Source organism: Rhodanobacter sp. UC4437_H4 (genome assembly GCF_052978425.1).
Window position 1 is genome coordinate 814,421 of the sequence record NZ_CM129673.1, and the last position, 13,822, is coordinate 828,242.

The 13,822-nt window shown below is 67.3% G+C and carries 17 protein-coding genes; 9 read left to right on the forward strand and 8 right to left on the reverse strand.

The window, feature by feature from the left end; genetic code table 11:
- The first annotated feature begins 95 nt into the window (after nucleotides 1–95).
- The 3 genes from msrB (at nucleotide 96) to ACVCL3_RS03990 (ending at nucleotide 1,710) form a co-directional block, all read left to right on the forward strand.
- Nucleotides 96–554 carry a peptide-methionine (R)-S-oxide reductase MsrB gene (gene msrB / locus ACVCL3_RS03980; protein ID WP_395118068.1) on the forward strand — a complete coding sequence of 153 codons (459 nt, stop codon included), beginning with the start codon at nucleotides 96–98 and terminating at the stop codon, nucleotides 552–554.
- A complete protein-coding gene (gene msrA / locus ACVCL3_RS03985; protein WP_447100489.1) occupies nucleotides 551–1,078 on the forward strand; it encodes a peptide-methionine (S)-S-oxide reductase MsrA in 528 nt (175 codons plus the stop codon). Before msrB ends, msrA begins: the two co-directional genes overlap by 4 nt.
- A gap of 68 nt (nucleotides 1,079–1,146) precedes the next feature.
- Nucleotides 1,147–1,710, forward strand: coding sequence for a hypothetical protein (locus ACVCL3_RS03990; RefSeq protein WP_447100490.1), 564 nt, complete (start codon nucleotides 1,147–1,149; stop codon nucleotides 1,708–1,710).
- Between the two features lie 5 nt (nucleotides 1,711–1,715).
- Here the strand turns inward: ACVCL3_RS03990 and ACVCL3_RS03995 are convergent, their stop codons facing one another.
- The 3 genes from ACVCL3_RS03995 to ACVCL3_RS04005 form a co-directional block, all read right to left on the reverse strand.
- Nucleotides 1,716–2,879, reverse strand: a complete 1,164-nt coding sequence (locus ACVCL3_RS03995) for a lipase family protein (RefSeq protein WP_447100491.1) — start codon at nucleotides 2,877–2,879, stop codon at nucleotides 1,716–1,718.
- A gap of 43 nt (nucleotides 2,880–2,922) precedes the next feature.
- Nucleotides 2,923–3,324: a DUF6795 domain-containing protein gene (locus ACVCL3_RS04000; RefSeq protein ID WP_395118060.1), complete on the reverse strand. Its 402-nt coding sequence runs from the start codon at nucleotides 3,322–3,324 to the stop codon at nucleotides 2,923–2,925.
- A 210-nt stretch (nucleotides 3,325–3,534) separates the two neighbouring features.
- Nucleotides 3,535–3,753: a hypothetical protein gene (locus ACVCL3_RS04005; RefSeq protein ID WP_447099077.1), complete on the reverse strand. Its 219-nt coding sequence runs from the start codon at nucleotides 3,751–3,753 to the stop codon at nucleotides 3,535–3,537.
- A gap of 136 nt (nucleotides 3,754–3,889) precedes the next feature.
- Here ACVCL3_RS04005 and ACVCL3_RS04010 point away from each other — a divergent pair, with 136 nt between their 5' ends.
- On the forward strand, nucleotides 3,890–4,246 hold the full coding sequence (locus tag ACVCL3_RS04010) for a DUF1428 domain-containing protein (RefSeq protein ID WP_447100492.1): 357 nt from the start codon (nucleotides 3,890–3,892) through the stop codon (nucleotides 4,244–4,246).
- Between the two features lie 112 nt (nucleotides 4,247–4,358).
- Entirely contained in the window at nucleotides 4,359–5,204 is an 846-nt protein-coding gene (locus ACVCL3_RS04015; protein ID WP_395118054.1) for a diguanylate cyclase domain-containing protein, read from the forward strand.
- 113 nt (nucleotides 5,205–5,317) lie between these two features.
- Here the strand turns inward: ACVCL3_RS04015 and ACVCL3_RS04020 are convergent, their stop codons facing one another.
- Complete coding sequence (locus ACVCL3_RS04020) at nucleotides 5,318–6,919, reverse strand: tetratricopeptide repeat-containing sulfotransferase family protein (RefSeq protein ID WP_447100493.1); 1,602 nt, start codon at nucleotides 6,917–6,919, stop codon at nucleotides 5,318–5,320.
- 204 nt (nucleotides 6,920–7,123) lie between these two features.
- Here ACVCL3_RS04020 and ACVCL3_RS04025 point away from each other — a divergent pair, with 204 nt between their 5' ends.
- Together ACVCL3_RS04025 and ACVCL3_RS04030 are read left to right on the forward strand one after the other, a co-directional pair.
- Entirely contained in the window at nucleotides 7,124–7,603 is a 480-nt protein-coding gene (locus ACVCL3_RS04025) for a VOC family protein (RefSeq protein ID WP_395118051.1), read from the forward strand.
- A gap of 98 nt (nucleotides 7,604–7,701) precedes the next feature.
- The gene (locus tag ACVCL3_RS04030; protein ID WP_447100494.1) at nucleotides 7,702–8,358 is read left to right on the forward strand and encodes a glutathione S-transferase family protein; all 657 of its coding nucleotides are present in this window, start codon (nucleotides 7,702–7,704) and stop codon (nucleotides 8,356–8,358) included.
- A gap of 295 nt (nucleotides 8,359–8,653) precedes the next feature.
- Here ACVCL3_RS04030 and ACVCL3_RS04035 read toward each other — a convergent pair whose 3' ends face one another.
- The 3 genes from ACVCL3_RS04035 to ACVCL3_RS04045 all read right to left on the reverse strand — a co-directional run bounded on the left by ACVCL3_RS04035 (nucleotide 8,654) and on the right by ACVCL3_RS04045 (nucleotide 9,822).
- Complete coding sequence (locus ACVCL3_RS04035; protein ID WP_447100495.1) at nucleotides 8,654–8,929, reverse strand: hypothetical protein; 276 nt, start codon at nucleotides 8,927–8,929, stop codon at nucleotides 8,654–8,656.
- Between the two features lie 156 nt (nucleotides 8,930–9,085).
- Nucleotides 9,086–9,316 carry a helix-turn-helix domain-containing protein gene (locus tag ACVCL3_RS04040; RefSeq protein ID WP_395118045.1) on the reverse strand — a complete coding sequence of 77 codons (231 nt, stop codon included), beginning with the start codon at nucleotides 9,314–9,316 and terminating at the stop codon, nucleotides 9,086–9,088.
- Entirely contained in the window at nucleotides 9,316–9,822 is a 507-nt protein-coding gene (locus ACVCL3_RS04045; RefSeq protein ID WP_447100496.1) for a DUF2975 domain-containing protein, read from the reverse strand. Before ACVCL3_RS04045 ends, ACVCL3_RS04040 begins: the two co-directional genes overlap by 1 nt.
- A 279-nt stretch (nucleotides 9,823–10,101) precedes the next feature.
- On the opposite strand from ACVCL3_RS04045, the gene ACVCL3_RS04050 reads away from it, so the two are divergent.
- Both ACVCL3_RS04050 and ACVCL3_RS04055 read left to right on the forward strand, forming a co-directional pair.
- Complete coding sequence (locus tag ACVCL3_RS04050) at nucleotides 10,102–10,530, forward strand: GFA family protein (RefSeq protein WP_447099083.1); 429 nt, start codon at nucleotides 10,102–10,104, stop codon at nucleotides 10,528–10,530.
- Nucleotides 10,531–10,845: 315 nt separating this feature from the next.
- Entirely contained in the window at nucleotides 10,846–12,408 is a 1,563-nt protein-coding gene (locus ACVCL3_RS04055; RefSeq protein WP_447100497.1) for an ankyrin repeat domain-containing protein, read from the forward strand.
- Nucleotides 12,409–12,515: 107 nt separating this feature from the next.
- Here the strand turns inward: ACVCL3_RS04055 and ACVCL3_RS04060 are convergent, their stop codons facing one another.
- Nucleotides 12,516–13,310, reverse strand: a complete 795-nt coding sequence (locus ACVCL3_RS04060) for a hypothetical protein (protein WP_447100498.1) — start codon at nucleotides 13,308–13,310, stop codon at nucleotides 12,516–12,518.
- Nucleotides 13,311–13,822 lie beyond the last annotated feature (512 nt).

Here is a 13,822-nt window from a genome sequence, read left to right on the forward strand (position 1 = left end):
CGGGGAGTAACCTTGGCACGCCTCCGACGAACCCCATGTAGTCAGCAACGCCCGCTGCGCGCCGGCGTGCAGGTCGACCATCCCCGGAGGCTCCCATGTCGAAATACCGCAAGACCGCCGAAGCGCTAGCCCGGCTCACGCCCGAGCAATACCGGGTCACCCAGGAGGCCGCCACCGAGCGCCCGTTCGACAATCTCTACAACGCGCACGCCGCGCCCGGCCTGTACGTCGACATCGTTTCCGGCGAACCCCTGTTCAGCTCGCTGGACAAGTTCGACAGCAGCTGCGGCTGGCCCAGCTTTACCCGCCCCGTGCAGGGCGAGCGCGTGGTGGAGAAGCACGACACCAGCCACGGCATGCTCCGCACCGAGGTGCGCTCGCGCGACGGCGACAGCCACCTGGGCCACGTCTTCCCCGACGGCCCGCGCGCCAGCGGCGGCTTGCGCTACTGCATCAACTCTGCCTCGCTGCGCTTCATTCCGCTGGAACAGCTGGAGAAAGAGGGCTACGGCGAGTTTCTCCACCTGTTCGACCACGCGAGGGACGACGCATGAACCCGACCAGCGAACGCGCGCTCCTGGCCGGTGGCTGCTTCTGGGGCATGCAGGAATTGATCCGCCGGCAGCCCGGCGTGCTGTCCACCCGCGTGGGCTATTCCGGTGGTGACGTGCCGAACGCCACCTACCGTCATCACGGCAACCACGCCGAGGCGATCGAGATCATCTTCGATCCCGCGCGGATCAGCTATCGCCGGCTGCTGGAGTTCTTCTTCCAGATCCACGACCCGACCACGCCGAATCGCCAGGGCAACGACCGCGGCGCCAGCTATCGCTCGGCGATTTTCTACACCAGCGAAGCCCAGCGGCAAGTCGCCGAGGACACCATCGCCGATGTCGAGGCCAGTGGCCTGTGGCCGGGCAAGGTAGTGACCGAACTCGCCCCCGCCGGCGATTTCTGGGAGGCCGAACCCGAGCACCAGGACTACCTGCAGCATTACCCCGGCGGCTACACCTGCCACTTCATCCGGCCGGACTGGAAGCTGCCGCATCGCGGCGGAGAGACCGGGCAAGCCGGCTGATCGCTGGCGCGAGCCGAGCTGCTCGGGCAAAGTGCGTTTGCGCAAATCCACACCGGCCCGGATCGAACATGGATGCTTTCAGCTACCTGTCCGTTTTGCTCTCGATCATCGTGGGCCTGGCGATCACCCAGGTGTTGCAGGGTCTGCGCGGCCTGATGCTGGCGCGCTCCAGCGCGACGATGTACTGGCCTTCGCTGGCGTGGGCCATCTTGCTGCTGGTACTCGACGTGCAAGTCTGGTGGGCCATGTACGACCTGCGCCTGCGCCAGGACTGGAGTTTCCTCGGCTTCTCCGTGCTGCTGGCGCAAACCGTGCCGTTGTACCTGCTGGCCGGGCTGGTCCTGCCGGACATCACCGCGTCTGAACCGGTCGACCTGCGCCGGCATTACTACGCCAACCACCGCTGGTTCTATACCTTGCTGGTGCTGCTGCTGGTGATCAGCCTTGGCAAGAGCCGGATGCTCCACGGCGCCCTGCCCCGGACGCTGGATGCAGGCTTCCAGCTGATTTTCATTGCCGGCTCACTGCTGGGCGCGTGGACTTCGCGCGAGTGGCTGCACAAGGCGCTGGTGGTCTTCAGCGCCACGCTGGTGGGCGCCTATATCGCGATGCTGTTCGCCCACCTCCGCTGACCGCTTCAGCGCAGCAGCACATCCACTGCCTGCCGGGCCATCGTGGACACCACGCGAAACAGCATGCCCAGCACGTACTCCACAAAGGCCACGGTGATGTTGACCGTGGCTGCCACGGCGCGGCCCATGAAACGCATGATCGCGGTGATGAGGTTGCGGATCATCGCCGCCAGTCGCAGCGACTGCAGCGCGCCGGAGTAGAGCAGCCGCGCCAGCGTGTCCAGGATGGTGGCGCCCCCCAGCACCGCCAGGCCCGCGCCGTGGCCCAGCGTGGAGAGTATCCAGTCCAGCGCGCGGAGGATCCAGCGCAGCGCGGTCGCCGACAGCATCATGCCTGGCCCGCCGACCGCGGCGGCCATGCCCAGCCAGGCTTCGGCCTGCTCGAAGCTGTCCGGCCCTTCCTGCAGCACCGGCAGCGCCCGCCAGGCGGCGTCGCCGACCGAGCGGCGATATTGCGGCATCAAGTGCGCCTCGATGGACACCAGCTTGCCCGGGCCCTTCATGCGGTAGGCGGTGTCGCGCCAGGGCACGTGGCTGTACGGGTAGACCGGCACCATCGGCACCAGGTCGGTGTCGTGGTACACGCGGTGGATCGCATCGGCACCCAGGCGCCGGGTGAGGTATTGCGCATGCGGCTCCAACCCGGCGCGGGGCGCGCCGAAGGTGTACAGCTGCAGCTTGCAGCCGAGGTCGCCGAGGCTGTCGGCCACCAGCGTGGCGATCGCGCCACCGAGGCTGTGGCCCACCACGTGGATCGTGGATACCTCGGCCGGCGAACCGATCGCCTGGCGGATCTGCGGCAGCAAGGTCTGCGCCGCCGCCCAGAAACCGGCGTGCACGATGTAACCGCTGGGGCCGGCGACGCCGGCCATGCGCAGGTTGCTGAGCCAGTCGTAGGCGCTGGTCTTGAAGGTGCCGCGGATCGAGACCAGGCGCTCGCGTTCGCGCGCGTTCCTGCCGCGCGCCACGTAGCCGAAGCCGGTGCGCTGGCTGATCGGCGAGCTGCCCAGGCCGGTCGAACCGGTCAGCCGCGTGCCGCCCAGCAGGTCGAACGACTCGCGCGCCGTCGGCGCGGCGGTCGCCGCATCCACCATGTCGGTGGACAGGCGCAACGCGTACGCACTGTCCGCAATCTCGGCGGCCTGCGCCGGTGAAAGGTCATTCGACATCCCCATCCCTCCCCGCTTGCTTCCAGTCAACTGAGCTTCCGGCTCAGATCGCCTTGCAGATACCGTAGTGCGTGCCCTCGAAATCGGGCGCGCGGGTCAGCTCGCATTCCAGGTTGAGCGGCTTGCCGTCGAGCTCCGCATTCGGCTCGTAGGAATTCCGGGTGTGCCGCCAGGCGGTGTAGTCGCGGCCTTCGTGGCGAATGGTGATCTTCTGCAGCACCACCGGCTGGTGCGGCACCGCGCGCAGCACGCCGGGGCGATGCTCCACCACCGGAAAGTGGAAGCGGCCTTGCGCATCGCTGAGCGTGTGTGCGGGCGGCACGTCGTTCTTGTTGTCCGACCACACCACTTCCTGCACCAGCTCGGCGCCCTGCACCGGCTTGCCGCCGCTCAGCACCGTGCCATGCACCTCGGAAAACAGCACCAGCGGACTGGACAACCCCATGGCGCACCCCTCGGACAGAATGAAAGCCAACAAGAACAGTGCCGCCACGGCCAGCGTGCCGGGCCGCGACAAGAATCGCCGCCGCATCCCCTTGCCAGGTTCTCCCGCCCGCATCAGCATGCCCTGTCCCCTCGAACGCCAACCGTACCGGCAAACCGCCCGCAAAAAAAGTGCAGGGTTCGACGTCCCGGCATCGAGCCGTCTCGTGCGCTACGCCCACGGCTCGGACTCGGCCAGCAGCTGGCGCAACCGGGCATCGTCCATCGTGGCCAGCTCGTCCTCGGCCACGCGCAGGTTCTCCGCCGGCAGGGCGAGTTGACGGATCTCGCCGGCGCCGGCGCGCGAGAACACCAGCCGCACGTTGCCATACGAGGCGTCCAGCAGCGCGGCCTGCCAGTGCCCGTCGTGGAGATCGTCGAAACTGCGCATGCTCGTGCTGCCCGGTCGCAAGTGGTCCGCCGATTGTATCGGCCCGCTTCGCCGCAGGCGTCGATTCCGCGCCCGCTCGTTCGTCGCACGATGGCAGACCGGCCATCCCGGCCGTGTCCTCCGCAGGAGTCCGCTCATGTCCTACATCGACGGTTTCGTGATCGCCGTACCCGCGGCCAATCGCGCGCAGTTCATCGCCCACGCCCGCACCTATGACGCGATCTTCCTTGAGGTCGGCGCCCTCCGCGTCGTGGAGTGCTGGGGTGACGACGTGCCCGACGGCAAGCTCACCGATTTCCGCCGCGCGGTGCAGGCGAAGCCGGACGAAGCGGTGGCGTTCTCCTGGATCGAGTGGCCCGACAAGCCCACCCGCGACGCCGGCATGGAGAAGATCATGAAGGACCCGCGCATGGAGGCAGCCGCCAACTGCCCGTTCGACGGCAAGCGGATGATCTTCGGCGGCTTCGTGCCGGTGGTCAGCCTGCCAGGCTGAGTGCCGCCGAACCTGCGCCTTCCGTTCCCGGCGGTTCGACGGGTAGCCTCGGCCTGCCCGGTTGGCCATACTGCAAGCCAACCGGTAATGCCCGAAGACCGCACGCCACTCCATGATTGCCAAGCTTCCCCCGCTCGCCGAAGTGCTGGACCTGATGCCCGATGCGGTCTGCGTGGTCGATGCGGAGGGACGCCTGCTTTACGTCAACGCGAGCTTCGAACGGATACTCGGCTACGCACCAGCCGAGGTGCTCGGCCGGCGCATTTTCGAACTGGTGCATCCGGAAGACCGCGAGGCCACCTTGCGGCAAGCCGGACAGGTCATGGCCGGCGAACTGCAACGCCACTTCCGCAACCGCTACATCCACCGCGACGGCCACAGCGTGGACATCCAGTGGTCGGCACGCTGGCTGCCGGAGTACGGCGTGCGCATCGGCGTGGCCCACGAAGTCACCGAGCTGCGCCGCAACGAGCGCGAACTGGAACATCGCGCCACCCACGACCTGCTGACCGGCCTGCCCAACCGTCACCGCCTGCACGTCGAACTGCAGTACGCCATCGCCAACGCGGCGGAAACCGGCTCTGGCCTGGCCGTGCTCTACCTCGACCTCGACGGATTCAAGGCAGTCAACGACCGCGCCGGCCACGCAACCGGCGATCGCGTGCTGCGCGAAGTGGGTCAGCGGCTGCAACAGGGCCTGCGCCAGGGCGACCTGGTGGCGCGCGTCGGCGGCGACGAGTTCGTGGCGCTGCTGCCGGGTTGCCGCGACAGCCGGGCCGCCCGCACCATCGCCGACGACCTGCGCGCCCGCCTCGGCTTGCCCTGCACCCTGCCCGACGGCCCGTTCCGCCCCGACGCCAGCATCGGCATCGCCTGCTACCCCCGCGACGGCACCGACGCCGAAGCGCTGCTGGCGCACGCCGACCGCGCGATGTACATCTCCAAGCGCCGCCAGTAGCACGTGGCGGAAAGCCGGGCTGCGTCGCAAAAGCGCAGGCCGCGAAGCGCCGCACGAGGCCCGCGAGACACCGCCCCGTCTTCGCGACGCGATACGCGCCGCGCCACAGCAGCTCACGCCATGTCGAGCACCGCCCCGCGCAACACGTCCAGGTGCGACGCGTAAGGGCGCCAGCGGCCGCTGCCCCGGCCGTGGATCGGCTCGCGAACCTGGGCGGCGCTGGGCGTGGCCACCGGCGCCGCGTTCCGCTCCGGGTGGAGGCAGGCTTCCTCCATCGCGAGGCCACAATGGTCGAGAACCTTGCGCAAGGCGACGCCCGGCTCGCGGACGAGATCCGCATAGGCCACTTCGATCATGGAATCGGGCATCGTGGTTTGCCAATGCCGCGCCAGGCGGCGGTACTGGCCGTAGTAATGAACCATGGCACGCTGGTCGTAGCTGTACGCCGCCCGGTTCCCGAACATCATGCTCAAGTTCGAGAAGCACACCTCCAGCGGATCGCGTACCACGTGCACGATGCGCGCATGCGGCAACGCGCGGCGGATGTGGGCGACCATGCGTATGTTGGTCGGCAGTTTGTCGATGAAGTAGCGACACCCCGGTGCCCGCCAGCGCGTCTGCGCGAGATAGCGCGCACCGAGATCGGCCAGGTCCAGCTCCGCACCGCGCTCGATCGCGGCCAGCGTGCCTGCCGCGCCATGCGGGACCACCCCGGCGACCCGGCGCAACTGTTGCGGGAAATCCATGATCTCGCCGGCCGAGGCCACCTGCGAATGACTGGACAGCATGCGGTCGAGCAGCGTCGTTCCGGAGCGCGGCATGCCGACGATGAAGATCGGCTGCGGCCCTTCTTCCTGCTGCGCGCCCGGCGCCGCCGACCTTCCCAGCGAACCGGCAACCCGGATCAAGGCGTCCACCACCGCGGTCTCGCCCTGCGCATCGTACGGCCTGACCCGGTGCATCAGCGCATTGCATCGCTGCATCGCTGGCCATGCCTCATCGTATCGACCCAGGTCGTCCAGTTCCTTGAACACGGCCGCCTCGAACGCGGCACGATTGGCCAGTTGCGCGGGAGCTCCGTCGTCGGCCGGGAGCCGCTGCAGCTGCAGGCGCAGAAAATCGAGGTGGTGGGTTTGCGCCGTCTGCGTACGCAGGTTGGCCCGCGCCAGCGCCGCATCGCCGAAGGCAGGCCAGCGATCCAGACAGGCATCCAGGAGGCGGCCCGCTTCGTCGGTTTCGCCGCCGAACTGCCGCAGCATGGCCTGTAGATGGAGTTCGCGCGGCGCGTCGGCACCTGCGGCGACCGCGCGATCGATCATCCGCCGCGCGGCGGGGATGTCCCGCATGCCCCAGCGCAAATGGGCCTGTTCGGCCAGCAGCATGGCCGGCAGATCCGCGGCCCGCTCCAGCCGATCCAGGCAGGATCGCGCCGCGACGACCTCGCCGGCAGCGGAAAGCCCGCGCGCCAACTGGATGTCCAGCGACGGCTGCGGATCGTCGGACTGCGCGACATCGAGCATCAAGGTCGCGGCGTCGCCCAGGCGACCACAGCGCAGCAGCACCGCCGCAAGATCCATCTGCACGAACGGGTTGGCGGGGACCTGCCGAAGCAGCGATTCCAGCGCCTCCCGCGCCGCGTCGAACTGCTGCTCGGCAAACCATTGCCGCGCCCGGCGACCGAGCGGAAACGCCACCGTATCCAGATGACTGTTCATGGCACAACGTCCGGATGCAAAACGATCGACCTCGCACTCGTCGGGCCGCAACCGGCCGCAGTCCGTGCAGTTTGCCACGGCACATCGACGCACATGGCCTGATGTCGCCAGCCGCGCATGGCGGAATAGCGGGATGTCGATCTGCCCGCCACTCGTTCGTCGCAGATCATGCAAGCCACGCCGCCCACAACCCGGAGAACACGCATGACCAGCAAGAACTCGATCTGCCTGTGGTACGACGGCGCCGCCCTGGAGGCCGCCACGTTCTACGCCAAGACCTTCCCCGACACCACCGTCGGCGCCATTCATCGGGCGCCAGGCGACTATCCCTCCGGCAAGGAAGGCGACGTGCTGACGGTCGAGTTCACGGTCATGGGCATCCCGTGCCTGGGCCTGAACGGTGGCCCGACGTTCCGGCACAACGAGTCGTTCTCGTTCCAGGTGGCGACCGACGACCAGGCTGAAACCGACCGCCTGTGGAACGCGATCATCGACAACGGCGGCCAGCCCAGCGCCTGCGGCTGGTGCAAGGACAAGTGGGGCCTGTCGTGGCAAATCACCCCGCGCGCACTGATGGCGGCGATCAGCGATCCCGACCCCGCCGTCGCCCGGCGCGCGTTCAACGCGATGATGGACATGACCAAGATCGACATCGCCGCGATCGAGGCGGCCCGGCGCGGCTGATGCGTTTCAACCGCCGGCGCTGGCCCCCACCGCCTGCGCAGCGAACCGAGCGCTGCCGCCACCCGACATGACATCGCGTATCCACCCGGAGTCTCGCCGTGATCCCCACCATCACCGCTTTTGAAAGCTCGCCGGATCGCGGCCAGGGCCTCGCGCGCGACATGCGCGTGCGCTGGGCACTCGAGGAAGTGGGCCAAGCCTGCCAGGTCCGCCTCGTCTCGTTCGGCACGATGAAGCAGCCTGCCCACCTGGCGCTGCATCCGTTCGGGCAGATCCCCACCTACGAGGAAGGCGAGCTGACATTGTTCGAGTCGGGCGCGATCGTGCTCCACCTCGCGCAACACCACGCCGGTCTGTTGCCCGACGACGCGAATGCCCGGGCGCGCGCCATCATGTGGATGTTCGCCGCACTCAACACGGTGGAGCCGCCGATCCTCGATCTGCAGACCGCCAGGTTCCTGGAAGGCGACAAGCCATGGGCCGCAGAACGGCTGCCGCTCATCAAGAATCGCATCCGCAACCGGCTGGGCCAGCTCGCCGTCCGGCTGGGCGATGCCGACTGGCTCGACGGCGCGTTCAGCGCCGGCGACCTCATGATGGTCCACACGCTGCTGCGCCTGAAGCCATCCGGCATGCTCGCCGAATATCCGCACCTCGCCGCCTATGTCGCCCGCGGTGAAGCGCGGCCCGCGTACAAGCGCGCGTTCGCCGCGCAGCTGGCGGTGTTCACCGGCAAGCACGCCGCCGACGGTTGAGGCGCCTCGGCGCCCGGTGCCTTCGGTGGAACAGGATCTCCGGGAAGGCTGCAGATCATGCGGCCGACGCTTCAGCTCATCCGTGCCAGGCAGCCATCCAACTGCCGTCCCCGCCGGGTGAGCTTGCCGTCGAAACTCAACGTGCACAGCTTCCAGCCGGCTTCCCGCAAGGCGTTCAGGCCGCGACCGGTGGTGAAGGTTCCAGACGGTACTCCGGAGGCACGCAGCTCTTCCTTGTTGCTGTGGTAATACCCCTTCGGTACGCAAGCACCGGACCGGGGCGCGAAACTGGTCCTCAGCCTGCCGCGCCCTCCGGTGGCGGCTGCAGTTTCTGCTGCAATGCCTCCAGATCCGCAATCACCGCCTCCAGTGCATCATGGAGTTGGCCCTGGCGGTTCATCAGATCGTCGATCTTGTCGGTCTGCTTCAGCTTCGACAATTCACCGTCGAACAACAGCCAGATCGCCGTCAGGTGCTCCACATTGTTCCTGGCGTAGTGGCGCATTTCCTTGAGCTGCGCCAGCGTGTCAGTCACGTGATCGAGTTGCTTGCCGGCATTTTCATCGGCCATGACATGCTCCCGGGAGTAGTCCGGCCATGCTACGAACACCACCTCCACGACAACGTGAAGCTGCCGTGCCGCTTTCGTTCAATCCTGGTCCCGGCGACCTGGCCATTCGTCGTGACCTTTCCTGCAGTACGAACGCACATCGCCCGTGTCGCTTCTTCAGCGCACCGACGTCCCGGCGGCGTCGTCGGGCTCCCAACGCAGCAGATCGCCCGGCTGGCATTCCAGCACCTCGCACAACGCAGCGAGGGTGGTGAAACGCACGGCCTTGGCACGGCCGTTCTTGAGCACCGCCAGGTTGGCGGGCGTGATGCCGATGTGCTCGGCCAGCGTGCCGACGGCCATCTTGCGGCGGGCCAGCATGACATCGATGTCCACCAGGATGGCCATCAGATCACCTCGTCCAGTTCGGACTTGAGCTGCCTGGCCTGCGAATCCAGCGCGACCGCCTGCGCCAGCAACATCCGCAGCACCAGCACGATCAGCGCCACGCCGGCGATCACCAGCGATGCGCCGCAGACCATGCCGATCAGGCCCGGGGCGATTTCGTCGCCGGGCGTGATGCGGTTGGCGTGCGCGGCCACCACCGCCATGCCGAACGTGAGCGCCGAGGCTGCCGCGATGGCTCCGATCACGATGTCGACGTAGCGGAAGGCCGCGGAGGAGAACACCGTGCCGCGCCGGACCATGGTCAGCAACCGCCAGATGCAGACCGCAGTCACCTGCATCGTCAACACGCCGAGGATGACGATCACCACCAGCGGAATGCGCACGTCCGCGCGCGCCGATTCCAGGTCATGCCACAACAACGGCGCGATCACGCCCTGCACCACCAGAGAACCCGCCAGCGCGATCGCAATCACGGCGCGCAGCGCCAGCACCGCAAAATCCCCCATCGTTGCTCTCCACGTATCGTTTAGTGACCGCAATATATCGCAAAACGATATATTAGCAATGAAAAACGATATGATCGTCCTGCCCTCCCAAAACCTCCGCCGTCGCATCAGTCAGCGCACGCTCCGGTGAGGACAACGCCACCTCGCCACCGAAGAGAGCTGCAGCGGGCGAGCGGGGGAAGCCGACTCGATTGCCTCGCCCCTCCCGGAGCCGCGTCAGCCGTATGATTCGCCCGATCAGGGCAAGGGGAAACACCACCGACACGCTGGAGAAACGACATGACAGACAAGCACACGGGTAGCTGTTTCTGCGGTGCCGTGGAGATCGAGGTCTCCGGCGCGCCCGAAGCAATGGGGTACTGCCACTGCCGCTCCTGCCGCTCCTGGTCGGCCGGACCGGTGAATGCATTCACGTTGTGGAAACCCGCCAGCGTCAGGGTAACCAAGGGGTCGGAATTCGTCGGGCATTTCCAGAAGACGGAAACCAGCGACCGCCAGTTCTGCAAGCAATGCGGCGGGCACCTGATGACCGACCATCCGACGCTGGGCCTGACCGACGTCTACGCCGCCACCATCCCGGATCTCGACTTCGTACCCGCCGTCCACGTGAACTATGCCGAGACCGTGCTGCGGATGAAGGACGGCTTGCCCAAGCTGAGAGACTTCCCGGCCGAGCTTGGCGGATCGGGGCAAGCCCTGCCCGAGTGACGTCCAGGCGGATAGCCCATGGACGGGCAGTGGTCCTGACGCACGTGCAACGAAACAGCGGGGCTTGCCGTGGCGGACGACAATCGAACTTGATCAGCCTCGGCCCCTGTTTGATTCCCGCATCGAACCGGGTGCCACACCCACGCTACCTGGCGATTGGCCCCGCTTCGCTCCTGGTCTATGCTCACGCCCCGGCGTCGCAAGCCGCCTCCGGGTCCGCGGGAAGGGTTCAACCCACTTGTCCATCGCTGGCCACCATCGACCTTTGTGCAGCCGGGATTGCGGACCTTCGGCATTCATTGCATGGAGGTTGTCATGAAGAACCTGCCCGCCCGTCCGCATCTGGACCATCTGAAGAAACAGGCCAAGCGGCTGCTCGAGGACGTGCGCCACGGCGAGCCCGATGCGCTCGAACGCGTTCGCCTTGCCCTGCCCGGCGCCGCCCGGCTCGATCACGCCGCCATCGCCGCCATGGAACTGCGCCTGCACGACGCGCAGTCCTGCATCGCACGCGAGTACGGTTTCGGCTCGTGGTCGCAGTTGAAGGATTACGTCGCACTGCAGGCCGCCTCGGTCGACATGCACGCGCGCAAACGCCAGTGGATGCACTGGGTCTTCGGCCACGGCTACCAGACGGCCAAACCCGCACTGGCCGAGCGACTGCTGCGCGAACATGCGGACCTGCTGGTCGGCGCGCCCGCGCTTGCCTGTGCCATCGGCGACGTCGCCACAGTGCAGGCCGCCCTCGCAGCCGATCCCGCCTGGGCCACGACGGCGCGCGCCGACAACGGCATGCCGCCGCTCGCCTGCGCCACCTTTTCCGGGCTGATCGCCCTGCCCGCCTGCGCGCCGGGCATTCGTGCCTGCGCGGACCTGCTGCTCGATGCCGGCGCGGACCCGGATGCGCGATGGACCGATCCGGAGCTGCCGCACGATTCGCTCAGCGTCCTGTACGGCGCCGCCGGTCGCAACCACGACATCGCACTCACGCGGCGACTGCTGCAAGCCGGCGCCAACCCCAACGACAACGAATCGCTCTACCACGCCACCGAGATCGCCGACAGCACGATTGTCCGCCTGCTGCTCGAGGCCGGTGCCCGCGTGACCGGCTGCAACGCGCTGTTCCGCGCGCTCGACCACGAGCATCCCGACACGGTGCGCCTGCTGCTCGCCCACGGGGGTGACCCGAACGAACCCGGCCCGGACGGCAGCCCCTTGCTGCACGCGATCCGCCGCCGTCGCTCGCCCGCGACCATCGGCCTTCTGCTCGACGCCGGCGCCGATCCTTCGGCAAGCAACGGTCACGGCATCTCCGCCTATCGCCTGGCGTGCTGCCTTGGCCTCGTCGAAGTGGCCCGGCAACTGGTGCAAGCCGGCGCAGTGCCCGACGACCGCCCGCATGACGCCTTCCTCGGCGCGTGCGCGCGAGGCGATCGCGCCAACGTGCAGGCGATGCTGGCCGACGACCCGGGCCTCATCGGCAAACTGCCGTCGGCCGCCTTGCGCCTGCTGCCGGAAATGGCCGCCGGCAACGAGGAGGAAGCAGTGCGCGTGATGGTTGAGGCAGGCTGGCCGATCACGACGCGCGGCGGCGACATCGACGGCAGCGCGCTCAACTGGGCGGTATTCCGCGGCAACGCATCGCTCGCACGCTTCCTGCTCGCCCATGGCGCGCGCTACGACGAGCGCCACGGTTTCAAGGACAACGTCTACGGCACGCTCAGCTTCGCGTCCCGGGCCGAGACCACGCCCGGTGGCGACTGGCTGGCCTGCGCGGAAGCGCTGATCGACGCCGGTTCGCCCATACCGGAGGAGCGCTACGCGTTTCCGGAAGAGATCGCCGCGTATTTCGACGGTTTGCGCTCGGGTACGGACTGAGCGCAGCGGCGCACCATGAAATAAGGGGTCGGCGTGCCGAAAGCGCACGCCGACCCCTTATTTTGCTCTGTCACGCCCGGAGCGGCCGCCGGCCGCTTCGAACGCAATCACATCGATGGCGTGGAAGCCGCCGCGGCCGTAGTCGCGCCGGCGGGCTGCGTGTTCGCTGACGGGTATTGCCCGACCTGCAGGGTGAATCGGGTTTGACCGGACGGCGTCGCCGACGGGTCGAGATACACCTGGATCACGTAATTTGTCGCCGTCGCCACCGATTCGGTCCAGGTGTTCGCTCCGGTCGTGCTCTTGTCGACCAGCGCCTTGTCGTGGGTCTGGTCGGTCACCTTGAAGTACAGCCGAGGGTTGTCCGAAATGAGGTTGATCTTCACCGTCATGCCCGCCGCGATGGCCACGGTGAAGTTGTGCGCGGTGGCGCCGGGCGACAACACCACAGCCTGTTGTGCCCACGGCTTGCCGGCTTCGAATGTCACCGCGCTTGTGGGCACCTGCATGTCTTCGGCCCCGTACTGCCCGACCTGCAACGCGTATTTGGCGGTGTCGTCGGATGGTATCGCGGCGGGATCGATGTAGACATGGATCGCATACGTGGCAGCCGGCGCGTTCGGCAAGGTCCAGGTGGACTCACCGGTCTTGCGCGAATCCAGCAGCAGCTTGTCGTTGGTCCGGTCCTCCACCCTGAAACGCACGTTGGGATTGCGGGTGAGGAGATTGAGCTGCAACGTCTTGCCCGCCGCGATCGCCACCGTGTAATCGAGCGAGCTGTCGGAATGCGTGAGGTTGCCGATTTCCTGCGCCCAGACACTGTTGGCCGCGAAGGTCACCGCTACCGGATCGCCCGCGAAAGCCGGCAACGACACACAGGCAGCAGCCAGGCCGAAGCTCACGCCCAGGGCGCGGCAGAAAAGACGGAAACGTGACATGAGTGGGGACCCCTGGTGGATTGAAGTTGGTTTGCAGGCGATCGACGATTCCACGCCTTGCGGCACCGCAATCGCGAAGACGCTGCCTTCCCGTGTGCAGGCCGTGCCTCACCCCTGAGTCAGCGCCGTGTGCGGACCATACGCTGGTCTCACGAGGCTTGCCAGCCGGCACAACCCGGCTGGCCGTTTTTCGCTCTGCGGCCAGGAGCCCGCCATGTTCAATTCCCCGGTGGGTCCATCCGCAATCTCGACCGACGCACGAGCACGAATTCAATTGGACGCGTCTCCTTTGTTCCCGCATGCCCTTGTTGCGGACAGGACGGAGCGATGGTCGCGGGCCGGACGCCTGCCTTCGTTTCGAAATCGCTTTTGTTGATCCGGTCAACAGCCATCGGTGCCGATGAACCGAGCATGCGGGTGTTGCCAGCGCGATCCGGCATCGACAGGCATAGCCGGTGACTCCGCTTGGGCCAGGA